General features: G+C 68.7%; 24 protein-coding genes. 17 read left to right on the top strand and 7 right to left on the bottom strand.

Annotated features, from left to right (window positions below; all coding sequences use genetic code 11):
- Nucleotides 1-18 precede the first annotated feature (18 nt).
- From Sp245p_RS29165 to Sp245p_RS29125, 9 genes are all read left to right on the top strand, one after another.
- Complete coding sequence (locus tag Sp245p_RS29165; protein WP_014242474.1) at nucleotides 19-1,191, top strand: M20 aminoacylase family protein; 1,173 nt, start codon at nucleotides 19-21, stop codon at nucleotides 1,189-1,191.
- 303 nt (nucleotides 1,192-1,494) lie between these two features.
- Nucleotides 1,495-2,820 carry an NAD(P)/FAD-dependent oxidoreductase gene (locus Sp245p_RS29160; RefSeq protein ID WP_014242473.1) on the top strand — a complete coding sequence of 442 codons (1,326 nt, stop codon included), beginning with the start codon at nucleotides 1,495-1,497 and terminating at the stop codon, nucleotides 2,818-2,820.
- Between the two features lie 2 nt (nucleotides 2,821-2,822).
- Nucleotides 2,823-3,356: an L-2-amino-thiazoline-4-carboxylic acid hydrolase gene (locus Sp245p_RS29155; RefSeq protein WP_014242472.1), complete on the top strand. Its 534-nt coding sequence runs from the start codon at nucleotides 2,823-2,825 to the stop codon at nucleotides 3,354-3,356.
- A gap of 82 nt (nucleotides 3,357-3,438) precedes the next feature.
- The gene (locus Sp245p_RS29150; RefSeq protein WP_014242471.1) at nucleotides 3,439-4,551 is read left to right on the top strand and encodes an ABC transporter substrate-binding protein; all 1,113 of its coding nucleotides are present in this window, start codon (nucleotides 3,439-3,441) and stop codon (nucleotides 4,549-4,551) included.
- 53 nt (nucleotides 4,552-4,604) lie between these two features.
- Nucleotides 4,605-5,519, top strand: coding sequence for a branched-chain amino acid ABC transporter permease (locus Sp245p_RS29145; RefSeq protein WP_040136279.1), 915 nt, complete (start codon nucleotides 4,605-4,607; stop codon nucleotides 5,517-5,519).
- The gene (locus Sp245p_RS29140) at nucleotides 5,506-6,534 is read left to right on the top strand and encodes a branched-chain amino acid ABC transporter permease (protein ID WP_211101740.1); all 1,029 of its coding nucleotides are present in this window, start codon (nucleotides 5,506-5,508) and stop codon (nucleotides 6,532-6,534) included. The genes Sp245p_RS29145 and Sp245p_RS29140 overlap by 14 nt, the downstream gene beginning before the upstream one ends.
- A complete protein-coding gene (locus tag Sp245p_RS29135; RefSeq protein ID WP_014242469.1) occupies nucleotides 6,531-7,298 on the top strand; it encodes an ABC transporter ATP-binding protein in 768 nt (255 codons plus the stop codon). Before Sp245p_RS29140 ends, Sp245p_RS29135 begins: the two co-directional genes overlap by 4 nt.
- Entirely contained in the window at nucleotides 7,295-8,020 is a 726-nt protein-coding gene (locus Sp245p_RS29130; RefSeq protein ID WP_014242468.1) for an ABC transporter ATP-binding protein, read from the top strand. The genes Sp245p_RS29135 and Sp245p_RS29130 overlap by 4 nt, the downstream gene beginning before the upstream one ends.
- A gap of 24 nt (nucleotides 8,021-8,044) precedes the next feature.
- Nucleotides 8,045-8,548, top strand: coding sequence for an L-2-amino-thiazoline-4-carboxylic acid hydrolase (locus Sp245p_RS29125; RefSeq protein ID WP_014242467.1), 504 nt, complete (start codon nucleotides 8,045-8,047; stop codon nucleotides 8,546-8,548).
- A 78-nt stretch (nucleotides 8,549-8,626) separates the two neighbouring features.
- On the opposite strand, the gene Sp245p_RS29120 is transcribed toward Sp245p_RS29125, so the two are convergent.
- Nucleotides 8,627-10,582, bottom strand: coding sequence for a methyl-accepting chemotaxis protein (locus Sp245p_RS29120; RefSeq protein ID WP_244439521.1), 1,956 nt, complete (start codon nucleotides 10,580-10,582; stop codon nucleotides 8,627-8,629).
- A 413-nt stretch (nucleotides 10,583-10,995) separates the two neighbouring features.
- Between Sp245p_RS29120 and Sp245p_RS29115 the strand changes: the two genes are divergently transcribed.
- Together Sp245p_RS29115 and Sp245p_RS29110 are read left to right on the top strand one after the other, a co-directional pair.
- Nucleotides 10,996-11,586 (top strand): NADPH-dependent FMN reductase, encoded by a 591-nt coding sequence (locus Sp245p_RS29115; protein ID WP_014242464.1) that lies wholly within the window; start codon nucleotides 10,996-10,998, stop codon nucleotides 11,584-11,586.
- A gap of 116 nt (nucleotides 11,587-11,702) precedes the next feature.
- Nucleotides 11,703-13,202: an L-lactate permease gene (locus tag Sp245p_RS29110; RefSeq protein WP_109139207.1), complete on the top strand. Its 1,500-nt coding sequence runs from the start codon at nucleotides 11,703-11,705 to the stop codon at nucleotides 13,200-13,202.
- A 3-nt stretch (nucleotides 13,203-13,205) separates the two neighbouring features.
- Here Sp245p_RS29110 and Sp245p_RS29105 read toward each other — a convergent pair whose 3' ends face one another.
- The 6 genes from Sp245p_RS29105 to Sp245p_RS29080 all read right to left on the bottom strand — a co-directional run bounded on the left by Sp245p_RS29105 (nucleotide 13,206) and on the right by Sp245p_RS29080 (nucleotide 18,901).
- The gene (locus Sp245p_RS29105; RefSeq protein WP_014242462.1) at nucleotides 13,206-14,003 is read right to left on the bottom strand and encodes a DeoR/GlpR family DNA-binding transcription regulator; all 798 of its coding nucleotides are present in this window, start codon (nucleotides 14,001-14,003) and stop codon (nucleotides 13,206-13,208) included.
- A 75-nt stretch (nucleotides 14,004-14,078) separates the two neighbouring features.
- The gene (locus Sp245p_RS29100) at nucleotides 14,079-15,155 is read right to left on the bottom strand and encodes an ABC transporter ATP-binding protein (RefSeq protein ID WP_014242461.1); all 1,077 of its coding nucleotides are present in this window, start codon (nucleotides 15,153-15,155) and stop codon (nucleotides 14,079-14,081) included.
- 4 nt (nucleotides 15,156-15,159) lie between these two features.
- On the bottom strand, nucleotides 15,160-15,993 hold the full coding sequence (locus tag Sp245p_RS29095) for a carbohydrate ABC transporter permease (protein WP_014242460.1): 834 nt from the start codon (nucleotides 15,991-15,993) through the stop codon (nucleotides 15,160-15,162).
- Between the two features lie 4 nt (nucleotides 15,994-15,997).
- Nucleotides 15,998-16,873: a carbohydrate ABC transporter permease gene (locus tag Sp245p_RS29090; RefSeq protein ID WP_014242459.1), complete on the bottom strand. Its 876-nt coding sequence runs from the start codon at nucleotides 16,871-16,873 to the stop codon at nucleotides 15,998-16,000.
- A 23-nt stretch (nucleotides 16,874-16,896) separates the two neighbouring features.
- A complete protein-coding gene (locus Sp245p_RS29085; RefSeq protein ID WP_014242458.1) occupies nucleotides 16,897-18,180 on the bottom strand; it encodes an ABC transporter substrate-binding protein in 1,284 nt (427 codons plus the stop codon).
- Nucleotides 18,181-18,265: 85 nt separating this feature from the next.
- The gene (locus tag Sp245p_RS29080; protein ID WP_014242457.1) at nucleotides 18,266-18,901 is read right to left on the bottom strand and encodes a class I SAM-dependent methyltransferase; all 636 of its coding nucleotides are present in this window, start codon (nucleotides 18,899-18,901) and stop codon (nucleotides 18,266-18,268) included.
- A gap of 216 nt (nucleotides 18,902-19,117) precedes the next feature.
- Between Sp245p_RS29080 and Sp245p_RS29075 the strand changes: the two genes are divergently transcribed.
- The 6 genes from Sp245p_RS29075 (at nucleotide 19,118) to phbB (ending at nucleotide 24,218) form a co-directional block, all read left to right on the top strand.
- Nucleotides 19,118-20,146, top strand: coding sequence for an AAA family ATPase (locus Sp245p_RS29075; protein ID WP_014242456.1), 1,029 nt, complete (start codon nucleotides 19,118-19,120; stop codon nucleotides 20,144-20,146).
- The gene (locus Sp245p_RS29070) at nucleotides 20,136-20,984 is read left to right on the top strand and encodes a ParB/RepB/Spo0J family partition protein (protein WP_014242455.1); all 849 of its coding nucleotides are present in this window, start codon (nucleotides 20,136-20,138) and stop codon (nucleotides 20,982-20,984) included. Before Sp245p_RS29075 ends, Sp245p_RS29070 begins: the two co-directional genes overlap by 11 nt.
- 134 nt (nucleotides 20,985-21,118) lie before the next feature.
- Nucleotides 21,119-21,601 (top strand): hypothetical protein, encoded by a 483-nt coding sequence (locus Sp245p_RS29065; RefSeq protein ID WP_014242453.1) that lies wholly within the window; start codon nucleotides 21,119-21,121, stop codon nucleotides 21,599-21,601.
- Between the two features lie 97 nt (nucleotides 21,602-21,698).
- The gene (locus Sp245p_RS29060; protein ID WP_014242452.1) at nucleotides 21,699-22,550 is read left to right on the top strand and encodes a hypothetical protein; all 852 of its coding nucleotides are present in this window, start codon (nucleotides 21,699-21,701) and stop codon (nucleotides 22,548-22,550) included.
- A 106-nt stretch (nucleotides 22,551-22,656) separates the two neighbouring features.
- Complete coding sequence (locus Sp245p_RS29055; RefSeq protein ID WP_129557253.1) at nucleotides 22,657-23,187, top strand: hypothetical protein; 531 nt, start codon at nucleotides 22,657-22,659, stop codon at nucleotides 23,185-23,187.
- Nucleotides 23,188-23,477: 290 nt separating this feature from the next.
- Nucleotides 23,478-24,218, top strand: coding sequence for a beta-ketoacyl-ACP reductase (gene phbB, locus Sp245p_RS29050; protein WP_014242450.1), 741 nt, complete (start codon nucleotides 23,478-23,480; stop codon nucleotides 24,216-24,218).
- Nucleotides 24,219-24,498: the final 280 nt, after the last annotated feature.

Below are 24,498 nucleotides of genomic sequence, written 5' to 3'. Positions count from 1 at the left end.
ACACAGGGAACCAGGGACATGGTGAGGACGATCGACGGGACGGAGGCGCTGACGGCCGACATGACCGCGTGGCGGCGCGACCTGCACGCCCACCCGGAAACGGCCTTCGAGGAGGAGCGGACCAGCGAATTCGTGGCGGAAAAGCTGGCCTCCTTCGGGCTGGAGGTTCACCGCGGCCTCGCCAAGACCGGCGTGGTCGGCGTGCTGCGCAACGGCGAGGGACCGGCGGTCGCCTTCCGCGCCGACATGGATGCCCTGCACATCCACGAGCAAACCAACCTGCCCCACGCCTCCCGCAATCCGGGACGCATGCACGCCTGCGGGCATGACGGGCATACCGCGATGCTGCTGGGCGCGGCGCGCCACCTGTCGGCGCATCCGAACTTCCAGGGCACCATCGCCTTCGTCTTCCAGCCCGCGGAGGAGAACGAAGGCGGCGGGCGCGTGATGGTCGAGGACGGGCTGTTCGAGAAATTCCCCGTCGAGCAAGTCTACGGCATGCACAACTGGCCGGGGCTGGAGGTTGGCAAGATCGCGCTGCGCCCCGGCCCGATCATGGCCGCCTACGACATCTTCGAACTGACCCTGACCGGCAAGGGCACCCACGCCGCCATGCCGCATCTGGGCACCGACACGATCCTGGCCGGCACCCAGATCGTCAACGCCTGGCAGACCATCGCCAGCCGCAGCGTGCATCCGGTCGATTCCGCCGTGGTCAGCGTCACGCAGTTCCACGCGGGCGATACGTGGAATGTCCTTCCGGCCACCGCCGTCCTGCGTGGAACCACCCGCACCTTCCGCAAGGAGGTGCAGGACATGGTGGAGCGGCGCATGGGCGAGCTGGCCAAGGCCATCGCTAGCGGCTTCGGGGTCGAGGCGGAGATGCGCTACGAGCGCCGCTACCCCTCCACGGTGAACGAGGCCGGGGCAACCGAGCTGGCCCGCCGCGCCGCCGCCGGAGTCGTCGGCGAATCGGGGCTGGACCTGGACCCGATGCCCAGCATGGGGGCGGAGGATTTTGCCTTCATGCTGCAGCAGCGGCCCGGCTGCTACGTCTGGGTCGGCGCCGGCCCGTCGGACGGCGGGCGCAACCTGCACAGCCCGCATTACGACTTCAACGACGCGGTCCTGCCCATCGGCCTCAGCTATTGGGTGCGGCTGGCCGAAACGGTGCTGCCGCGCGCGGCGTGATGGCAAGCGATATCCCCTCTCCCCTCTGGGGAGAGGGTTAGGGTGAGGGGGTTGCGCGTCTGGGTATGTCCGGCACAAGCGCAACCCCCTCACCGGCCCTCTGGGCCCCCTCTCCCCGGAGGGGAGAGGGTTTACAAAGGCCACCGCCGTCATTCCGGCAGCCTTGTACAAACCATTCCTATCTCCCTATGGTTTGTGTATGAAACAGGAAAATTACCGCGCCCCGTCCATGGTAATTGCCCGAGTATGCAATTTGTCCCATGATCGGGCCGATTTCACCCGACAGACGTGGGACAAGGCACGGTGAAGGCGATAGAGAACAAGACCGGTGTTCCTGGAACCGGCGGCATCTGGCAGCGGCCCGACTCCCTGTGGGAGGCCACGGCCCCGCCGCCGCCCGCCCTTCCGGTGCTCAAGGACTCGGTGGAAGCCGACCTGCTGGTGATCGGCGGCGGCTTCACCGGCCTTTCGGCGGCCCTGCACGCCGCCGAATCGGGCAAGCGCGCCGTCGTCCTGGAGGCGTCGGAGATCGGGCGCGGCGCGTCCGGGCGCAACAACGGGCAGGTCATCCCGACGCTGACGCGCCCGGACCCCGAGGACCTGATCGCCAAATTCGGGCAGGAGCGGGGCGAGCGCTTCGTCGCGCTGATCCGCGACAGCGCCGAGACCCTGTTCGCCCTGATTCGCCGCCTGAACATCGACTGTGCGGCCGAGCAGACCGGCTGGGTGCAGCCGGTCCATTCGCCGGGCCGCATCGCCATCGCCGAACGGCGGGCGAAGCAGTGGGGCAGCCGGGGCGCTCCGGTGGAGTTGCTCGACCGCGCCGGCATTTCGGCGCTGCTGGGCACCGACGCCTATTACGGCGGCTGGATGAACCGCAGCGGCGGCCACATCAACCCGCTGGCCCTGGCCCGCGGGCTGGCCGGCAAGGCGGTGGAGGCCGGCGCGTCGGTCTTCATCAACTCTCCGGTCCTGTCGGTGGAGCGGCGCGGAGACCGCTGGGTCGCCCGCACGCCGGACGGCACGGTGACCACCCATGCCCTGGTGCTGGGCACCAACGGCTATGCCGCCGCGGTCTTCCCCGAAATCCGCACGGAGGTTGTGCCGGTCCTGTCCTGGCAGATGGCCACCCAGCCGCTGGACGAGGCGCAGCGGCGCAGCATCCTGCCGGGCCGTCAGGCCATGTCGGACACCCACGGCGACCTGCGCTTCATGCGCTACACCGCCGACCACCGGCTGGTCAGCGGCGGCGCGCTGCTGGTCCCCGTCGACGGGGCCGACCGGCTGCGGCGCATCGTCGGGCTCCGGCTGGCCTCCATGTTCCCCACCCTGCGCGGCCTGCGCTTCGACTATGTGTGGAACGGGCGGATCGCCATGACCACCGACTACACCCCGCGGGTCCACCAGCTCGGCCCCAACGCCTTCACCTGGGCGGGCTGCAACGGGCGCGGCGTCGCCCTGTCCGTCTCGCTGGGGCGGGAGCTGGCCTACGCCGCGCTGGGCCGCGATCCGGCGGAGCTGGCGCTGCCGCTGACCGAGCCGCGCCCCCTGCCCTTCAACGACCTGCTGCAACGCATCGGGCCGTTCAAACTCCTGCAATACCGCTGGAACGACATCCGGGAAATCTGACGATGACTGAAGACACCAAGCCGCCGGCCTTTGCACCCGCCGCTGGCGCCGCCCCGGACCACGCCACGCAGCTGCGCAACGCCTACGCCATGCGGGCCGCGTCCTACGCCCACATGTTCGATGTGCTGCGCGAGCGCTACGGCACCGAGACGGCGCTGGACATCGGGCGCGAGGCGACCCGCCGCCTGGGCGAGGCGATGGGCGTGAAGTACGCCGCGCACGGCCCCGACGACCTCGCCGGCCTGTGCCACGCCTTCCTCGACGGCATCCCGAACCGCGATTCCATGTTCGCGCCGGAGATCAAGCGCTGCGACGGCGACGCGCTGGAAATCCATTTCCACCGCTGTCCCCTGAAGGAGGCGTGGCAGGCCCAGGGCAAGTCCGACGAGGATCTGGAGCTGCTCTGCAACATGGCCGGCGCCATCGACGGCGGCCTGTTCGAGGCGGCGGGCTTCGTCTTCCGCGGCGAGACCTGGAAGCCCGGCGACGAAGGCTGTTGCCGCCTGAAGGTCCTGCCCGGCCCCAAGGCCGCCTGATCCGTCGAGTATGCCTCTCAACCGTACGACGCTGCCCAACACCGGCCTCGAAGCCGGCCTTCGCAAGAAAGGTTCACCCGCGATGACCGCCCTGAAGACCGCCTCCCTCGCCGCCCTGATGACCGGCGCTCTCGCCGGCACCGCCCTGGCCGCCGACACCGTGAAGATCGGCTACCAGCTCCCGCTGACCGGCGAGACCGCCCAGTATGGCCAGGACTTCCGCAAGGCCGCCGAGATCGCGCTGACCGAGTTCAACGCGTCCGGCAAGCCCTTCAAGGCGGAGATCGTCTTCGAGGACAGCCGCTCCGACGCCAAGGAGGGCACCAACATCGCCCGCAAGTTCGTGGACGACAAAGCGATCGTCGGCGTCCTGGGCGACTTCACCTCGGGCGTGTCGATGGCCTCGGCGCAGGTCTACAAGGACGCCGGGATGCCGCAGCTCTCGCAGACGGCCTCGCATCCCGACTACACGAAGATCTCCAAGTACCAGTTCCGCAACATCGCCACCCAGGCGCAGGAAGGCCCCTACAACGCCAAGTGGATGCTGTCCAAGGGCTACAAGAACATCGCCGTCATCGCCGAGCAGACCGACTGGGGCCAGTCCGTCGTCTCCGGCTTCACCGACGGCGTGAAGGCCAACGGCGGCACGGTGGTCTTTTCCGAGTTCTTCAACCGCGGCCTGAAGGACTACCGCTCGCTGATCAGCAAGCTGGAGCGCGCGAAGCCGGACGCCATCTACACCGGCTTCTTCTACGAGGACGGCGCGCAGTTCCTGCGTCAGGTGCAGCAGCTCGGCATCAAGACCCCGGTCTACTCCACCTCGGCCGCCTACAGCCCGAAACTGATCGAGCTGGCCGGCGAAGCCGCGGAGGGCGTGCACCTGACCTCGAACTTCCTGCCGACCGACCCGGCCCCGCACATCCAGCATTTCGTGACGGAGTGGAAGGCCGCCTCCAACGGCGCGGTTCCGGGCCAGTTCCCGGCGCAGGCCTATGACGCGGTGCGCATCATGCTGGCCGCGGTCGAGAAGGCCTACCCGAACCCGACCCGCGAGAAGGTGCGCGACGCCCTGGCCGAGACCAAGGACTTTCCCGGCGTGACCGGCAAGACCAGCTTCAGCGCCGACCGCGAAGCCGAGAAGGAACTGGTGAAGGTCGAGGTCAAGGGCGGCGCCTTCGTGCCGGTCGCCGACTGACCGGCGCACGCCCTCCGACCCGATAGCCTAACGATCTCCAGCGAACGGCCCGCATGATCGACCCTTACTACCTCCAGCAGCTCGCCATCGGGCTGTCGCTGGGGATGACCTACGCGCTGATGGCGATCGGCTTCACGCTGATCTTCGGCGTGCTGAACGTCGTCAACTTCGCCCATGGCGAGGTCTACACGCTGGGCGCCTTCGCCGGGCTGGTGCTGATTTCCGCGACGGCCCCGCCGATCTTCGCGGTGATCTTCATCGCCCTGGCGATCGGCGCCATGGCCGGATTCTCGCTGGAGCGGATCGCCTTCAAACCCTTCCGCCGCTTCACCGACGAGGCGTCGCTGAAGTCGCGGGCGATGCGCGAATCCACCCTGCTCTCCTCGCTCGCCGTGTCCATCGTGGTGCGCGAGGCGCTGGAGATCGTGTTCGGGTCGCAGATGCGCTCCGTCCCGTTCGAGTATCTCATCAACACGCCGGTGCGCATCGGGCCGGTGATCCTGGTGACCGGCGACTTCATCATCTTCGGCGTGGCCGCCGCGATGCTGATCGGTCTCCAGTATCTGCTGACCCGCACCCGCATCGGCCTGTCGATCCGGGCGGTGTCGAACAACCCGCTGGGCGCCAAGTATGTCGGCATCGACACCGACCGCACCATCATCATGACCTTCGTCGTCGGCTCGATGATGGGGGCGGCGGCGGGCATCCTGACCGGGCTCTATTACGGGGCGATCTTCCCCGCCATGGGCTTCGTGCCCGGCATCAAGGCCTTCGTCGCCATGGTGATGGGCGGGCTGTCCTCGATCCCCGGCGCGGTGATCTGCGCCCTGATCCTGGGCATCTCGGAGAGCATGGCGACGACCTTCGTGTCGTCGGGCTGGTCGGACATGGTGGCCTACGGCTTCCTGATCCTGACCCTGATCTTCTTCCCCAACGGACTGTTCGGAGCGCGCCGTGAACGTGTCTGACCTGTCGGCGCCGCCGCGCGGGCGGGGGTTGCTGATACCGCTCCTGCTCGCCCTCCTGGTCTTCGTCGGGCTGCCGGCCGTGCTGGCCGGCTTCGACCGCGGCTATTTCTACCAAATCGCCAATCTGGCGCTGATCTTCATCCTGCTGTCCGCCTCCATGCATCTGGTCACCGGGGTGGCCGGGCTGCTGCATCTCGGGCACGCCGCCTTCTACGGGGTCGGCGCCTACACCGCCGCTCTGCTGTCCACCAAATTCGGGCTGGGCTTCACGGTGACGCTGCCGCTGTCCGGTCTGGTGGCGGCGCTGATCGCCTTCCTGGTGGCGCTGCCGACCATGCGGCTGGTCAGCATCTATTTCGCCGTGGCGACGCTGGCCATCGGGCAGATGCTCTATCTGGTCATGCTGAACTGGGTGGAGTTCACCAAGGGCCCCAACGGCATCATCGTCACCAAGGGCCTGGAGCTGTTCGGCTTCAGCCTGTCGGGCCGGCTCGCCACCTACTACACGGTGGCGACGGTGGTGGCGCTGTGCGTCCTGGCGATCGGCCGGCTCAGCCACTCCTATTACGGCAACGCCCTGCGCTCGATCCGCGAGGACGACCAGTGCGCCGACGCCATGGGCGTCAGCACGGCGCGCCTGAAGATGGAGGCCTTCACCCTGTCGGCCTTCTTCGCCGGGGTGGCGGGCAGCCTGTGGGCGCACATGACCGGCTACATCTCGCCGGGCGACTTCAAGTTCTCCGAATCCATCCTGATCCTGGCGATGGTGGTGGTGGGCGGCCTGGGCAGCCTGCCCGGCGCGGTGATCGGCGCGCTTCTGCTGATCCTGCTGCCGGAGGGGCTGCGCGCCTTCGGCGACTTCCGCAACATCATGGTCGGTCTGGTGATGTTCCTGTCGATCCTGCTGCTGCCCAAGGGCCTGCTGGGCGAGGTCTCCGCGCTCCAGCTCGCGCGGCGCCAGCTGGGGGCGGCGTGGCGCAACACCGTGAAGGGCGAAGGGATCGGCTGGCGATGACCCATCTTCTCGACATCCGCAACGTCAGCCGCCGCTTCGGCGGCGTGCTGGCGGTGAACGACGTGACCGGCCATGTGGACGAGGGCGAGCTGGTCGGGCTGATCGGTCCCAACGGCGCCGGCAAGACCACCCTGTTTAACCTGATCTCCGGCTTCACGCCGCTGTCGTCGGGCACCGTCGCCTTCGACGGCAGGACCATCAGCGGGCTGAAGACCAACCAGGTGGCCCGGCTGGGCATCAGTCGCACCTTCCAGAACCTGCGCGTCTTCCCGAACATGTCGGTCTTCGACAACGTGTCGGTGGGCGCGGTGGGCGCGCTGCCGCAGGGGGCGCTGGGCGCGCTGTTCGGCTCCCTCGCCGGGGGCGGCGCCCGCTCCGCCGAGATCAGCCGCCGCACCTGGGAGGCGCTGGAGGCCGTCGGCCTGACCCATGTGGCGGGCGAACTGGCGGCCAACCTGCCCTACGGCCAGCGCAAATATCTGGAGATCGCCCGCGCGCTGGCGATGCAGCCGCGCTTCCTGATCCTCGACGAGCCCGCCGCCGGCCTGAACGACACCGAGACCCGAGCGTTGGCCGACTTCATCAAGCGGCTGCACGGCACCGGCCTGACCATCATGCTGGTGGAACACGACATGACCCTGGTCATGAGCATCTGCCAGCGCATCCTGGTGCTCGCCTCCGGCCGCAAGATCGCCGACGGCCCGCCCGACGCCATCCGCCGCGATCCGGCGGTCTTGGAAGCCTATCTGGGGGTGGACGCATGAGCCAGCCGCAATCCAACGGCCCGATCCTCACGATCGAGAACCTGCACGTCACCATGGGGCCGCAGGAGATCCTGCACGGCATCGACCTGACCGTGGCGCAGGGCGCCATCGTCGCCGTGCTGGGCTCCAACGGCGTCGGCAAGACGACGCTGATGCGGGCCATCTCGGGTGTCTACCGGGCGAGCCGGGGCGGCATCGCCTTCCGCGGCGAGCCCATCGCCAACCTGCCCGCCCACCGCATCGTCAAGCTCGGCCTGTCGCAGGCGCCGGAAGGCCGCCAGATCTTCTCCAACATGAGCGTGCGGGAGAATCTGGTGCTCGGCGGTGGCGACATCGGGCTGGGCGAACTCGACCGGATGCTCGACATGTTTCCGGTCCTGCGCGAACGCCTGCGCCAGAACGCCGGGTCGCTGTCGGGCGGCGAGCAGCAGATGCTGTGCATCGCCCGCGCCCTGATGCGCCGCCCCGCCCTGCTTCTGCTCGACGAACCGTCGCTGGGGCTGGCCCCGATGGTGGTCGCCCAAATCTTCGATCTGGTGCAGCGCATCCGGGCGGAGGGCGTGTCGATCCTGCTGGTCGAGCAGAACGCCCGCGCCGCCCTGCGGGTCGCCGACCACGCGGCGGTGATGGAGGACGGGCGCATCGTGCTGGCCGGACCGGCCGCCCAGCTCCGCGACGATCCCCGCATCGCCGAAGCCTATCTCGGCGGGCATGCGCATTGACGGCTTCTTGAGACGGAGACACCGATGACCGAACCGACCGACACGCCCGCGGCCAAGCCCGCGATGGGCATGCTGGAGCGCCGCGGGATCGAGGCGGCGATCCTGAAGCCGGTCTATGAGGAGATGGCCGCCCGGCTGGGCGAGGCGGTGGCGCAGGACATCCTGGGCGCCGCCATCACCCGCGCCGCCGTGGAATCCGCCGCGGCCTTCGCCGCGACCGAGCCGAACGGCACCAGCCTGAAAAGCTTCGCCGACCTGCAGCCGCTGTGGACCAAGGACGACGCGCTGCGGCTGGAGGTGCTGCACCAGGACGAGACGCGGTTCGACTACAACGTCACCCGCTGCCGCTACGCCGAGATGTACCGGGAGATGGGGCTGGGTCACATCGGACACCTGCTGTCCTGCAACCGCGACGCCGCCTTCTGCACGGGCTACGACCCGTCGATCAAGATGGAGCGGACGCAGACCATCATGCAGGGCGCCAGCCATTGCGACTTCCGCTACCGCGTGGACAAGCCACAGGGCTGACGGGGGAAAGCCCGAAACGACGACGGCCCGGCGTGCAGAACGCCGGGCCGTTGCTTTTTCAGGATGGGCCGCCCTTCGTCAGGCCGCCGCCGTCGCCACCGGCTGAAGGCCGCGCGTCAACTGGCCGAACGCATCGCGGAAGCGCGGTAGGGCCACGTCGCTTTCGGCGAAGCGGACATGGATCGCCGTCTTGTCGATGGCCCGCACCTCGAAGGCGACGGTCAGGCCGAAGCGGTCGAGCCGCAGGGTGCCACGGTCGCCCACGCCGAGACCGGCGATCCCACTCAGCATGGCGCCGCCGTTCGACAGGTCGGTCAGCGTGCCGGACTGGTCGCGCCCATGGACCACGACGCCGCAGGCCTCGTTGACCCGGTAGCGCGGGCTGCGGCGGCGGTCGGCGTCGCTGGTGGAGGTGCGGACGACGCGCACCAGCACGCGGCGCAGCTCGTCGATGCTCGTCGCCACCTCGTCCGAGCCGGCCCGCACGCCCGAGGCCTGGGAACCGGTCTGGTCGGCGTCGCTGGAGACGGCGGCGATGCGCACCGACACCTCCTGCGCGGCGTTGGAGGTCTCCACCACGTTGCGGCTGATTTCCTGGGTGGCGGCGGCCTGCTCCTCCATCGCCGCGGCGATGGCGCTGGATATCTGGTCGATCTCGCCGATGGTGTCGCCAATCTCCGCCACCGCACCCACGGCGGTGCTGGTCACCCCCTGGATTTCCGCGATCAGGCGGGTGATCTCCTCGGTGGAGCGGGCGGTCTGGTTGGCGAGGTTCTTCACCTCCTGCGCCACCACCGCGAAGCCCTTGCCGGCCTCGCCCGCACGCGCCGCCTCGATGGTCGCGTTCAGCGCCAAAAGGTTGGTCTGGCTGGCGATGTCGGTGATCAGCTTGACCACCTCGTCGATGCGGCCGACCGCCTCGGACAGCGACTGGATGGTGCCCTGGGTGCGCTGGCCGTTCTCTACGGCGCGGCGGGTAACCGCGCTGGAATGGGCGATCTGGGCGGAGATTTCGCGGATCGAGGCCGCCAGCTCCTCCGTCGCCGCCGCCACGGTCTGGGCATTGGCCAGCGCCTCCTCCGCCGCCGCGGCGACGTTCTGGGCGTTGATGCTGACCCGCTCGGCGGAGGTCGCCATGGCATCGGCGTCTTGGGCCATGCCGCCAGTGCGCAGGGCGACCTGCTCCACCGCGTGGCTGGCCTCGCGCTCCACCGTCTCGGCCATGGCCTGGAGGGCGGTGATGCGCTCCTCCTCCGCTTGGCGCTGACGTTCCGCGCGCTCCTGGATGGAGTAGCTCAGCTTCGCCTTGACGGCGCGGATCTGCGACCGGATGCGGGCGAACTCCGCCACGCCGGAGCTGGGGACGTTGGTCATCAGGTCGCCGCGGGCGATGGCGTCGAGATGGGTTTCGACCAGCCCGAGCGGGCGCCGGACCGTGCCCAGAACGCTGAGCGTGCCGACGCCGGCCACCAACAGGCCGAACAGCATCAGCCCGGCGAAGACCTCAACGCTGTCGCTGCCGGTCAGGCTCAGCCAGCCGAGGACCATGACGGTCAGCAGCAGCAGGCCGGTGGTCGCCACGATCCGTCCGGCAATGCTGGACGCCAGATTGCCCAGCCAGACCCCGAAGCCGCGGCGGACGATCTGGCCGTCCAGCAACCCGTACTGCTGGCCGCGCCCGGCGCGGATCTCGGCGTAGATGCGCTCGGCCTCCGCCACCGCCTCGCGGGTCGGCTTGGTGCGGATCGAGATGTACTCCGTCACCACGCCCTTCTCGGTGATCGGGGTGACGTTTGCCTTCACCCAGTAATGGTCACCGTTTTTTGAGCGGTTCTTGACCAGACCTTCCCACGGCCGGCCATCCTTGATGGTTTCCCACAGGTTGGCGAAGGCCGCCGGGGGCATGTCCGGATGACGGACAACGTTGTGGGGGGCGCCGATTAATTCCGTTTCTGAGAAACCGCTAATATCAACGAATGCTTTATTGACGAACGTAATTTTGCCGCGGGTGTCGGTTCGCGACACAAGCAGCATATCGTCGGTCATTTCGATTTCGCGGTTCGTAACCGGTCCATTATCGCGCATAAGCCAGCACCCCGTCGCGGAGAACACGCATAAAACACTACTTAAGTTTTATTTCTACTGTATTAAGGCCAGAAAATCACCCCCATATTGTCGCACCCTACCCGACCTAAGTCAGAGGCGTTCAGGGAGCCGTCCATCCGCTAGGTCACTGCTGGCGTTGAGAAAATCGGCGATTTGCCTTGTATTTTAAACGTTTTCGAGGCGCTTCGCCCCTATTGTGGATTCTACGGAGTCCGCCCCGATTCAAGATCGGCGCCGGCCATCGGTTCCTCCGGGTTGCGGAGCGATGGCGGGGGCGGCACCATCCTCCACGCGCACCGTTGGAACGGACATCCCTCTCAAACCGCAACAGGACAGCCACGATGACCGACACCGCCAAGCCCGTCCGCCTTCTCGGTCTTTCCGGCAGCATCCGCCGCCACTCCCACTGCACCGCGGTGCTGAACACGCTCGCCGGCTCACTGGGCAACAAGGCGGGCAACAAGGCGGAGATGGCGCTGTTTCCCCTGAACGACATTCCGCCCTACGATCCCGACCTGGACGCGGAGAACACCCCCGCCCCGGCTACCGCCCTGCGCGACGCCATCGCCGCGGCCGACGGGCTGGTCATCATCTCCCCGGAATACAATTACGGCATGTCGGGCGTGCTGAAGAACGCGCTGGACTGGGCGTCGCGCCCGGCCATGAAGTCGCCGGTGCGGGGCAAGCCGATCCTCATCATGACCGCCTCCCCCGCCTTCACCGGCGGTGTGCGCGCCCAGCACGAGATGCGCGAGACGCTGTCCGGCATGATGGGCCGGGTGATCGCCCGCCCGCAGGTGGTCATCGGCATGGTGCACGAGAAGATCAAGGACGGCCGGCTGACCGACCAGGCCGCGCTGGACTTCGCGCTGGCCGCCATCGACGACCTTCTGTCGGAAATCGCCCTGCTGCGCGGCGCCAAGGGCGCCTGAACCGTCAGGGGGCGGGGCCGGCGCGCGGGGCAGCCGCGCAAAGACCGATGAGGCTGGCCGAAGCGTGTCGATATTAGTATATCAGCACGCTTCTTCCACGGTCCCCTGTGTCGATCATGCCCCTGACTCTCCATCTCCTGCCGCTCGCCGCCACCGTCGCCCTGCTCGTGTCGCGGCGTGTCAGCATGCTGACCGCCGGGACCGCGGGCATGGCGCTGGCCGCCGGGGTGCTCATGGCGGCCCTGATGGTGGCGCAGCCGAGCGGCGCCACCGCTTCGGATTGGCTGGCCCAACTGCCCGGCCTGCTCCCCGCCGTGGCGCTGAAGGCCGGCGAGGGGGCGTGGCTGGCGTGGCACGCCATGTCGATCATCGCGGCGGGCCTGCTGTTCCACCGCGCCTTCGAGGCCCGCGCCGTCAAGGCCGAGGCGCAGGTCGAGGCCAAGACACCGGCCGAGCGCCGCCGCGCCGTCTTCGTCGCCTGCCTGCTCGCCGGTCCCTTCGCCGAATCGGTGACCGGGTTCGGCGTCGGGCTAGTGGTGGCGCTCGCCATGCTGCGCCCGCTGAACCTGCCGCCGGCCCACGCCGCGGCGCTGGGCCTGTTCAGCCAGATGCTCGCCCCCTGGGGTGCGCTGGGCGTCGGCACGCGGGTCGGGGCGGAGCTGATCGGCGTCTCCTTCACCGAGCTGGGGACGGCCAGCGCGGCGCTGATGGTGGTCGTGCTGCCCAGCTTGCTGCTGGTGTTCTGGCGACTGATCCACGGCGCCGGGCTGACCTCCAGCCCGATCGACCGGGCTAGGGACGTAGCCCTGATGCTGGCGCTGGCCGGGCTGCTCTGGCTGACCAACTGCTTCGTGGCGCCGGAGTTGGGCGGCGGGCTGGCGACCGCGGTGCTTCTGCTGGCGGTGGAGGCGCGGCGGCTGCCGCGCGACGCCGCCGGCCTGTCGCGGCTGCTGGCCCTGCTGTGGCCCTACGTGGTTCTGGTCGGCGGGCTGATGGCGACCCGGCTGGTGCCGCCGCTGTCGGGCTGGACGGCGGACTCGCTGGTGCTCGACCCGTTCGGCGGGCTGGCGCCGATGCCCCTGCTGCGCCACCCCTCGACATGGCTGGTCGCCATTGCCCTGGTCATGCTCGCGAGCCTGCCGCGCGGGCGTGCCCTGCACGTGGCGGTCCCCGCCCTGCGCGCCGCGCTGGTGCCGATGGCGGCGACCCTGGTCTTCGTGGAACTGGCCGCCTTCATGGCCGCCTCCGGCGGGGCCACGGCCTTCGGGCAGGCGTGGCAGGCGGTGGCGGGTTCCGCCGCCGTGCTGGCCGTGCCGGTGCTGGGGGCGGCGACGGGGATGCTGACCGGCTCCAACACCGCGTCGAACGCCCTGATGATGCACATCCAGGTCAATCTGGCGTCGGGCAGCGGCCTGCCGCTGATCGCCGCCGCCGCCATCCAGGTGGTGGCCGGCAGCGTCTGCACCCTGCTGACGCCGGGCCGAATCGTTCTGGCCTCCAGCCTCCTGGGGCTGACCAAGGCGGAATCCGCGATCTACCGGCTGGCGCTGCCCATCGGCGTCGCCTCTACGGCGTCGCTGCTCCTCGTCGTCACCGCCTGGGTCTGGCTGGTGTAGGGGTCAGTCCTGGGGTTCCGGCTCCGTCGCGCGGTCGGGGAACAGCTCCTCGACCCGCACGCCGGACTCCCGGCAGATGCGGGCCAGCCGGTCGGAGGGCAGGACGTCGGTGACGAAGGTGTGGACCTGCGAGATGTGGCCGATGCGCACCGGGGCGGTGCGCTCCAGCTTGCCGCGGTCGGCGACCAGGATGACGTGGCGGGCGTTCGCCATGATCGCCTGCGACACCCGCACCTCACGGTAGTCGAAGTCGAGCAGCGCTCCGCTCTCGTCGATCGCCGAGGCGCCGATCACCGCGAAATCGGCCATGAACTGGTTGAAGAAGTCGATGGCGGCCTCGCCGACGATGCCGCCGTCCGACCGCCGCACCACGCCGCCGGCCACGATCACCTCGATGTGCGGCTCGGGGCGCAGCAGGTTGGCGACGTTGATGTTGTTGGTGATGACCACCAGCCCGCTGCGCCCTTGGAGGGCGCGGGCCACCTCCTCCGTCGTCGTGCCGATGTTGATGAAGAGGGAGGAGCTGTCGGGCACCAGCTCCGCGGCGCGGCGGCCGATGGCGCGCTTCTCGTCCTGGGCGATCAGCCGCCGCGCCTCGTAGCCGAGATTCTCGACCCCCGATCCGGCGACGGCCCCCCCATGCACCCGCTGGAGCAGGCGGCGGTCGCACAGCTCGTTCAGGTCCTTGCGGATGGTCTGGGGCGTGACGTTGAAGCGGGCGGCAAGATCGTCGACCAGCACGCGCCCCTGCGTGCGGGCGAGCGCCAGGATGTCGGTCTGCCGGGGAGTCATGATGTCCATGGCGGCATTCAAGCGGACCGCCGCTTCGCCGGCAAGTTCATTTGAAAGCGAAGCAGCGCACTCCACCCCCTGCGCTCAGAGCCTCTGCCCGTCAGGACCGAAGAGATGCGCGGTTTCGCCCCGCAGGTTCAAGCGCAAGCGCTCGCCCGCCGCCACCGGCCGGTCGCCGTCGAGGCGGACCAGGAGCCGCTGCCCGTCCTCCAGAGCGGCATGGCAATGGGTCTCGCCGCCCAGCCGCTCCACCGCCAGGATGGTGGCGAGCAGCCCGGCCCCGCCATCGGCCAAACCGACATGCTCCGGGCGCACACCCAGGGTCAGCGGCGTGCCCGCCGCCGGCGCGGCGCCATCCACAGCAATGTCCAGAGGCACCCCGCCGGGCAGCCACACCCGCACCGACCCGTCCGTCAGCCCCTCCGAGACCACATCCAGGAAGTTCATGGCCGGCGAGCCGATGAAGCCGGCGACGAAGCGGTTGCGCGGGCGGTGGTACAGTTCCAGCGGCGTGCCGGCCTGCTCCACCCGCCCGGCGTTCAGCACGACGATGCGGTCGGCCAGGGTCATCGCCTCCACCTGATCGTGGGTCACGTAGATCATGGTGGCGCGCAGGTCCGCCTTCAGCTTGGCGATCTCCAGGCGCATCTGCACGCGCAGGCCGGCGTCGAGGTTGGACAGCGGCTCGTCGAACAGGAAGACCTGCGGCTCGCGCACGATGGCCCGCCCGATGGCGACGCGCTGACGCTGCCCACCGGACAGGTCGCGCGGCTTGCGGTCGAGCAGATCCTCGATCTGCAGCAGACGCGCGGCGGCGCGCACCCGCTCCGCGATGGTCCCCTTGTCGGTCCGCGACAGCGTCAGGCCGAAGGCCATGTTGTCGTAGGCCGTCATGTGGGGGTAGAGCGCGTAGGACTGGAAGACCATGGCGATGCCGCGCGCCGCCGGCGGCCGGTCATTCACCCGCTGCCCGCCGATGGACAGGTCCCCGCCGCTCGGCTCCTCCAGCCCGGCGATCAGGCGCAGCAGGGTGGACTTGCCACAGCCGGACGGCCCGACGAAGGCGACGAACTCGCCGTCCGCGACCTCCAGATCGACGCCGTGGATGACCTCGATCCGCCCGAAGCTCTTGCGCACCCCGCGCAGCGTGACACCCGCCATCGTTCTACCCCTTCACAGCGCCGGCGGTCAGGCCGGAGACGATCCGCCGCTGGAACAGCAGCACCAGCCCGATCAACGGCACCGTCACCACCACCGACGCCGCCATGATCTGACCCCAGGGCAGCTCGTACTGGCTGGCTCCCGACATCAGCGCGATCGCCACCGGCACGGTGCGCGCGTCGTCGGTCAGGGTGAAGGTCAGGGCGAACAGGAACTCGTTCCAGGCGGCGATGAAGGCGAGCAGCCCGGTCGCCGCCAGCGCCGGCCCCATCAGCGGCAGGAACACCCGCGTCACGATCACGAAGGGGCCGGCGCCGTCCACCATGGCGGCCTCCTCCAGCTCCTTCGGCAGCTCGCGCATGAAGGTGGTCAGCACCCAGACGGTGAAGGGCAGCGTGAAGATCAGGTAGGACAGCACCAGCGACCCGATCCGGTTGTAGAGGCCGAGCCAGCGCACCAGCTCGAACAGGCCCGACAGAACGGCGACCTGCGGGAACATCGACACGCCCAGCACCACGAACAGCAGCAGACCCCGCCCGCGGAAGCGCACCCGCCCCAGCGCGTAGGCGGCCAGCACCGCCAGCCCCAGCGACAGCGCCACCACCGCCGAGGCGGCCAGCAGGGAGTTCAGGATGTTCCGCCCGAAGGGCTGCTCCTTGAAGATCGCTGCGTAGTTCGCCAACGAGGGCTGCGACGGCCATGCCTCCACCGTAAACAGCGCGCTGCCCGCCTTCAGCGAGGTGACGATGGCCCAGGCGAAGGGAAACACCGCCCAGGCGACGATTCCCAGGACCAGCAGGCCGAAGGCTATGCGGCCGATCATGCGTTTCGGGTCCATCCCCTCACCTCCCCGCATCGACGCGGACGCGACCGAGCGTCACCGCCAATACCGTCGCCACCGCCAGCACCAGGACGAGCAGGGTCGCCGCGGCGGAGCCGTAGCCCACGTCCTGGAAGTCGATCAGATATTGCCGGGCATAGACCGACATCGACATGGTGGAGCGGCTGTTGCCGGTCAGCACATACATCAGGTCGAACACGCGCAGCGCGTCCAGCGTGCGGAACAGCACCGCCACCATCAGCGCCGGGCGGATCAACGGCAGGGTGATGCGGACGAACACCTTCACCGGATGCACCCCGTCCACCCGCGCCGCCTCGTAAAGGTCGCGGGGCAGCATCTGCAGGGCGGCCAGGATCAGCAGCGCCATGAAAGGCGTGGACTTCCAGACATCGACCGCGATCACCACTGGCAGCGCCAGATCGGGGTCGGCGGTCCAGGCCCTCGGTTCGGCGATCAGCCCCAGTCCCATCAGGATTGCGTTCACCACGCCGTAGAGATCATGGAACATCCAGCCCCACATCTGGGCCGACACCACGGTTGGGATCGCCCAGGGGATCAGGACGGCGGCGCGCAGCAGACCGCGCCCCGGCAGATGCGCGTTCAGGATCAGCGCGATTCCCAGCCCCAAGGCCGTCTCGATCCCCACCGAGACGACGGTGAAGACCAGCGTGTTCCACACCGCCCGCCACCAGACAGGGTCGCGCATCAGCCACAGGTAATTGTCCAACCCCACCCCCTGGAAGCCTTCCAGCGTGGCGAGCGTCGCGTCGGTGAAGGAGAAGAAGACGGTGCGGAACAGCGGCCAGCCGGCCACCCCCGCCAGCACAATCAGCATCGGCAGCAGGAACAGCCACGCCGCCCGGCGCCTTTGGCGCATCAGACTGGGGGCCCGGGGGTCACTCACCAGCGCCCTCCCCGGCTGATACGGACCAGAGCCTCCTTGAGGTCGGACAGCATCGCCTTGGCGTCCTGCCGTCCGGACAGCACCTCGTGGACGTTGGCGTAGAACTCCGCCGACACTTGGTTGTAGCGCATGCCCGTCGCCTGGGCCGGGCGGTTGACCGCGTTGGCGATGGACTCGGCCAGCGCCGCGAAGAAGGGGTTGGCGGCCACCACCTCCGCGTCCTCGTAGAGCGCCGGGATGGTCGGGTTGGAGGCGCCGTGGATGGCCCGGCGCTTCTGCTCGGCCAGGCCGGTCAGATACAGCGCCAAGTCCGCGGCCTCGTCCGCATGGGCGGAGAATTTGCTGACCGCCAGCAACTGCCCGCCCAGCGTGGACGTGTGGCGCCCCTCCGGTCCGCCCTTGGGCAGCGGCACCACGGCGACCTTGCCGCCGACCGCACTGTCCGCCGCGTTGACCAGCGTCCAGGCGTAGGGCCAGTTGCGCATGAAAACGGCGTTGCCGGACTGGAAGACGCCACGCGCCTCCTCCTCCATGTAATTGAGGACTCCGGGCGGACTGATCGAGCCGACCCAGCCACGGGCCATGGCCAGCGCCTCGGCGGCCTGCGGGTTGTCGATGGTGATGGCGCCGTCGGGGGCGACGATGGTGCCGCCGTTGCGGCTGGCGATCCACTCCAGCGCGTTGACAGTCAGCCCCTCATAGGCGCGGCCCTGCCAGACATAACCCCACATCCGGTCACGCCCAGCGGCGCGCTCCGCCCGCTGGATCAGGGCGGCGGTGTCCTGAAGCTCCTCCCAGGTCTGCGGCACCGGGCGCCCGTGGGCCTCCAGCAGATCCTTGCGGGCATAGAGGACTCCGGCGTCGGCGAACCAGGGCATCGCGACCAGCCGGCCCTTCACCGTCGCGGCCTCGATCATCGCTGGAAGATGTCGGCCGACGGTGTCCGGCCCGGCGCGGTCCTTCAGGTCGATGAAGTAGTTGCCGAGGATGCCCGGCCAGACCACGTCGATCTGAAACACGTCGATGTCCGGCGATCCGGCGGCAAGGAGTTGCTGGTAGAGCGCCAACTGCTCGCTCGCCCCCTTGGGCGGGGAGACGAAGCGGACCTCGTTGCCGCTGCGCCGCGCCCATTCCTGCGCGCCGTCGCGGCACAGATCGAAGCTGATGCCGAGCCCGCTGCAGGCCAGCGTCACCGTCGCCCCGGCGGCGGGCAGCGCCGAGACGGCCGTCAGCATCCCCGCCAAGAGCAACGCGCACTGCCGCGCCCATCGCCGCGCCATGGGGCTCCTTCCATTCCCGGTCGATCCAGGTCCGGAAGGGAAACTCCAATGGCCGCGGTCGAGTTCCCTGCGCGGGTGTCCCGCATCAGGCGGGGGTGGCGGCCTCGCGGCGGCAGTGCAGCAGGCTGAACAGGCCGAAGGGCGGAACGGTCTGCAACTCCTCGACCTTCAGGCGGGAGCCTGACATCAGCGTGTCCAGCGTGAAGTCGGGCCGCCAGCCCAGCTTCTTGGAGAAGGGCGCCATCCAGTTCTCGACCGAGCGGCGGATGCCCGGCTTGTCGGCGGCGAAGTGGTTGACGATCAGGATGTCGCCGCCGGGACGGCAGACGCGCTCCAGCTCGTTCATCGTGCCCTGCGGGTCGGGAACCACCGTCATCACATACATGGCGACCACGAGGTCGAAGCTGCCGTCGGCGAAGGCGAGCTTGCCGGCGTCCATCTCCAGCAGCCCTTCCACATTCTCCAGCCGCTCGCGGTCCACCCGGTCCTGGGCGACGCGCAGCATCTCGGAGGACAGGTCGATGCCGACCACCCGGTTGTCCTTGCGGTAGTCTGACAGGGAGATGCCCGTGCCCACGCCCACCTCCAGAACGCGCAGGCCGCCCCGCCGGTTGATCCACTTCACGGCGGCGTGCCGGCCCGACGCCAGCAGGTTCCCGAACACGGGGTCGTAGAAGCGCGCGTAGCGCCGGTAGGCGGCGCGGATGGAGTCGGCGTCCATTGGGTCTCCCTCACGATTCCTGGCGCAGGATTTTCGGCCGCGACCATAGCGGCCTTTCGCACCACAGGAAAGCCGCAGCGCGCCCTCCTTGTTCCACACCGGACCACACTTCCGTCTCCGCTTCGGATTGTCATCACATGTGCGGCACGGATGTTGACACCACCATCAACATGACTCATGGTGCCCGCGCGATCACCCCAAATAAGGGATGCCCCCGTGGCCCACGAGATGAGCGGCGAGGAGCTGCGCCGCTACCGCGAACAGCGCGGCATGAACCAGCAGGCTCTGGTCGGCTGGCTGAACGAACGGCTGAACCGGCGCTACGACCGCGCCAAGATCTCCCGCTGGGAAACCGGGGCGGAGCGGATTCCGCAGATCGTCGCGGGCGCCCTGAAGACCGCGACGGAGCCGGTGGGCATCCCCGCCGCCGCCGCGGTGCGGGCGGCCCCGGTGGTGTTCTGCGCCGCCAACCAGAAGGGCGGGGTCGCCAAGACGACCACCTGTGTCAACGTCGCGTGGCTGCTTGCCCAGTCGGGGCGGCGCGTGCTGCTGATCGATTGCGACCCGCAGGCCAACGCCACCGTGCATCTGGGCGTCGACCCGCACGAGCGGGAGCTGGCCAAGGGGACCCTGACCCACGCGCTGAAGGCCAGCCGCCCGATGCGGGAGTTCATGACCCCGGTCTGCGACGGCGCCTTCGACCTGCTGCCCTCCTCCATCTCGCTGGCGGCAACCGACCGGGAGCTGCTGCGCCAGCCCAACGGCACGCTGATCCTGCGCGCCAAGATCGCGCAGCTTGCCGGCCAGTACGACTTCGTGGTGCTGGACTGCCCGCCGCATCTGGGCGAGCTGACCGTCTCGGTGCTGAACGCCGCCGACCAGCTGCTGATTCCGACCCAGACGGAGATGCTGTCCATGATGGGCATCCCGCAGCTGTTCGAGACCATCGCCGGTGTGCGCGAGCTGGTGAACCCGCGCCTGCAGATCCTCGGCATTCTGCCGACCATGTACAGCCCGCGCCGCCTTCAGGACGAGACGGTGATGAAGGAATTGCGCGAGCTTGCCGCGGCGGAGCAACTCCACCTCTTCTCTCCGGTCAAGCGGGCCGCCGACTATTCCAAGAGCGTGATGGCCGGGCGCCCCGGCCTTGCCTACAACCCGAACTCCGCGGGCGCGGAGAGCTACCGCGAGATCGCCGACGCCCTGCTGGCTCTCGCCGGGGAGGAGATGCGCCATGGCGCGTAAGCTCGACACCTCCAATGCCGGCTTGTTCAAGCGGGCGCTCAGCCGCACCGGCAGCGGCGGGGGCAGCAACGCCGCCCTGTTCGGCCTGTCCGGCAAGATGCGCCACCGCGAAATCCCGCTGGAGCAGGTGGAGCCCAACCCCGACCAGCCGCGGCGCAACGCCCGCGGGGCCGACATCGCCGCGCTGGCCGCCTCCATCGGCGAGCGGGGGCTGCTGCAGCCGATCAACGTGCGGGAGATCGCCCCCGACCGCTTCCAGATCGTGGCCGGGGAACGGCGTTACTGGGCCTTCCGCACCCTGGAGCGGGAGACCATTCCGGCGCTGGTCATCGACACCGACGACGTGCAGGCGCTGGCCCTGATCGAGAACGCCCAGCGCGTCGACCTGCACCCCATCGACCTCGCCCTCACGCTCGCCAAGCTGATCGGCGACAAGGGGCTGACGCAGGAGCAGGCCGCCGTCCTGATCGGCAAGTCGCAGGAGTATGTGGCCCGCCTGCTGGGCATCCTGCGCCTGCCCGCCCGCATTCTGGAGGAGGCTCCCGACCGTCCCGCCGTCTCCGTCTCCCTTCTCATGGAACTGGCGGAACTGCCCGACGAGGCGATCCAGCTCGCGCTCTGGGCACGGGCCGGCGACGGCCTGACCGTCAAGGACGTCCGCAACGCCAAGCAGGAGCGCAAGGCGGCCACCCCGTCCGCGGCGCCCGCTTTGCGGGCGCTGCGCAGCAATGTGGACAGGATCCACAGCCTGCGCGCGTCGGGCCATGCGCTGGCCGAGGACCAGCGGCAGGAGCTGCGCGAGTTGCGCGACGCCATCGACGCGCTTCTGCGCGAGTGATGCGCGCGGGGCGGCGGGGAGGAAAATAGAATTTTTCCGTCACACTTTCGTTTCACTGGCAGTCATTAGACGGAACTCGACTCTGGCGTGACGCTTGGTCAATGTTACGCCATCCGTCTCCAAAAGGTGATGCCATGTCCGATACCGCCGTCGCCGAACCCGCCGCCCCCACCATCCAATTGCCGGCCCAGTTGGTGCCCGCCCAGGCGCCGGTGGCGCCGTCCGCCCCCCCGCCGAGCGGCGCCGCCGTCATTCAGAACGAACAGGGTAAGGCGAACTCCCTGCTGAACACCATCGCGGACAAGCTGGAACGGCTGGTCACGCTGACGGTGGTGACCGCGATCGCCGACATCGACGTGGTCCAGGACGACCCCAACCAGGTCGGCTTCACCTGCCGTCCCAAATCCGGCACGACCATCGAGGCGTTCCAGACCCAGGTCAATCTGGTCACCGGCGACATCGAGAACCTGATCAGCCGGGATTTCGCGACCAACACCGCCTACCACAGCCTGACCGAGTTCCATCTCGCCCAGGTGACCAAGAGCAGCGACATCGTCAGCACCAACCTGAAGGCGATCCGCGATCTGGCCGTCCAGATCTCCGGCCGCCCGAGCTGACCCGGCTCCGGAGCGGCGGGGAACCTTTTCCTCTCTCCGCCGCTCCCCCCAAACTCAGCGCCCCCCAACTCAGCCCCCCAACTCACCAAGGTGGCCGATGTCCCAGTTCGTCGATCTGGCGCGCAACCTTCTCGCGCTCGAAATCAACACCGTGCTGAAAACCGGCATCTCGGCGGAGAAGATGCCGCTGGCGGGGGACGCGCTGATCGATCTGGCGCAGGAATATTATGTCTTCCTGTGCGAGCAACTGGACAGCTTCGGCAGCCGCGAGACGGCGACCCTTGCCCCCTGGGCCGGCCGGGTGTCGGAAACGTTCCATTGGGGACTGGCGCCCTTCGCCCCGCCGTCCGACACCGCCCAGCCCGACCGCTACGACCCGTTCTTCTTCAGCCGCGACCTGCCGGGCAACGACCCCGCGCGCGGCACCACGCTGAAGGTTTTCGACGACCTGCGCGAGGTGGCGAGCTGGCTGCGCGAGATGACCGACCGCACCCTGGACGCCGCCCGGCAGCCCGGCGCCGGCGCCGACGTGGTGTCCGCGGCCGCGATGATCGACCGGGACGCCCCGCCGATCCTGATGCGCATCCAGCGCAACTCCGATCAGATCAACGACGTGCTGCGGCGGCGCGGGCTGGACACCGTCAGTTATCTGCGCGGCATGGACGAGGAGATCCGCCGCATGCCGGCTCTGAAGACGGCGGATGTGGTGACCATCCGCAAGGCGTGGGACGTGGGAACCGAACTGGTGGTCATGCAGTCGACGATCCAGATCGACGGCGACGTGGTCACCCGCCTTCTGAAGGGCCGGGACAACGCCGGGAACAACGTCGTGATCGGTGTCCACAAGGACGCGGTGGACGTCTCCTTCCGTTATTGGAGCTTCCTGATCGATGCGTTGGGACGGTTCGCCGGGAAAGCCGTGAACACCCTGGTGGGAGACACGGGGTAGCCCGCTGCGTCGGCGCTTCCTCAGCGACCTCCCGCACGGCTTCGTCTGGCGACGCGACGCCCTGGCCGAGATGGTCGGGCGGCTGCGGCACGGCAAGTCTGGCCTGATGCCGCGACGCGGGCATGGCATTGCCCTGGCTCTCCAGTTCTTTGCCCAGGGCGGGCGGACGATCAGCCTCCGCGTGCCGGCGGCCACTCCGTCACCCGACAACGGTGCCGGCTTGCGCACCATTCCGGTCCGAGTGTCGATCCAGCCCGACGGCGACGTCCTGGTCGCGCTGCCCCGGGCCGCGGTCGAGAACGGAGGGTTCGACGCCGCGTCCGCAGCGCGCCTGACCGCTCAACTGCGCCGTCTGGTGGGGCGGGTCACCTCGGCAAACCCGCTGTGGGGAATCGACGCGCTCCAAGCGCTGGGGGAGGCCGTCACCGCCGTGGCCGGACTGTGCAGCGGCGCCGTCCTGCTGTGGAACGGGTTCGAACGGATGAGCGCCGGCCAATGGGCGCACAGCGGCGCGACGCTCGTCCTGCTGGCCGCACCGGCCGCTCTGGCAAAGCTGCGACCCTGGTTTCTGGGGGCGGTGGCGCCCAAGCTGTTCCCGCTGGCGCTCAAGGCCGGCGAACGAATTGTACGGATTTGAGCCGAATGCGATGAACCATCCGCTTGGTGCGGTGCAGTAAGGCCCTGAAAATTCACTTCTTGTTGACATTCCTGTGAAAAATCGCACTCGCATACATCTGCGATGTTGCAGCGCATTGGCCCGGAGCCAGACTTGTTCTATGTTATGCCTGCCGCCGCGGTTGATGGCTCCTCCATAAGGACCATCGACGCGACAGCATCCGTAACAAGAAGCAACCCCTTTGCTTCTGCCGTTCACCAGCGGGCTTGCCTCACCAGGAGCTGGCCGTTTCTATTACTGGAGCGATTGTAATGTCTCAGAAGATCGCGCTCGTCACCGGTGCCATGGGCGGTCTCGGCACCGCCATCTGCCAGGCCCTGGCCAAGGACGGCTACATCGTGGCGGCGAACTGCCTGCCGAACTTCGAGCCGGCCGCCGCCTGGCTGGGCCAGCAGGAAGCCCTCGGCTTCAAGTTCTACGTGGCGGAAGGCGACGTTTCCGACTTCGAAAGCTGCAAGGCGATGGTCGCCAAGATCGAAGCCGACCTGGGTCCGGTGGACATTCTGGTGAACAACGCCGGCATCACCCGCGACAAGTTCTTCGCGAAGATGGAAAAGGCCCAGTGGGATGCGGTGATCGCCACCAACCTGAGCAGCCTGTTCAACGTTACCCAGCAGGTGTCGGCGAAGATGGCCGAGCGCGGCTGGGGCCGCATCATCAACATCTCCTCGGTGAATGGCGTGAAGGGCCAGGCCGGCCAGACCAACTACTCGGCCGCCAAGGCCGGCGTGATCGGCTTCACCAAGGCGCTGGCCGCCGAACTGGCGACCAAGGGCGTCACCGTCAACGCCATCGCGCCGGGCTACATCGGCACCGACATGGTCATGGCCATCCGTGAGGACATCCGCCAGGCGATCACCGACAGCGTTCCGATGAAGCGCCTGGGCCGTCCGGACGAGATCGGCGGCGCGGTGTCCTACCTCGCGTCGGAGATCGCCGGCTACGTCACCGGCTCGACCCTGAACATCAACGGCGGCCTGAACTACCAGTAAGGCGCTGGCAGCAAGGCACCGGCGGCAACCCGCCCAGCCGGCAAGCACACGGCCCGTTCCCGGCCTGACCGGGGACGGGCCGTGTGCCTTTCGCTCTTCGGAGCATCCCTTCAAAGTAAAACACCCGGGATCGGGTGGACCGTTCGCGCCATACACCTCCCCTTTGTGCCATGGCTTCGGTAACGGCCGGTCATCTGAACAGTATACTCCCGCAGATTTCCTGTTGAATCCGTTCGGGCCCCTGTATCCGCGGCCACCAGCGAGTATGCTCCCCGGCAGC

The organism is Azospirillum baldaniorum, from assembly GCF_003119195.2.
In the GTDB taxonomy this organism is placed as follows: Bacteria; Pseudomonadota; Alphaproteobacteria; order Azospirillales; family Azospirillaceae; genus Azospirillum; species Azospirillum baldaniorum.
This window is presented reverse-complemented; position numbering and strand designations above follow the sequence as displayed.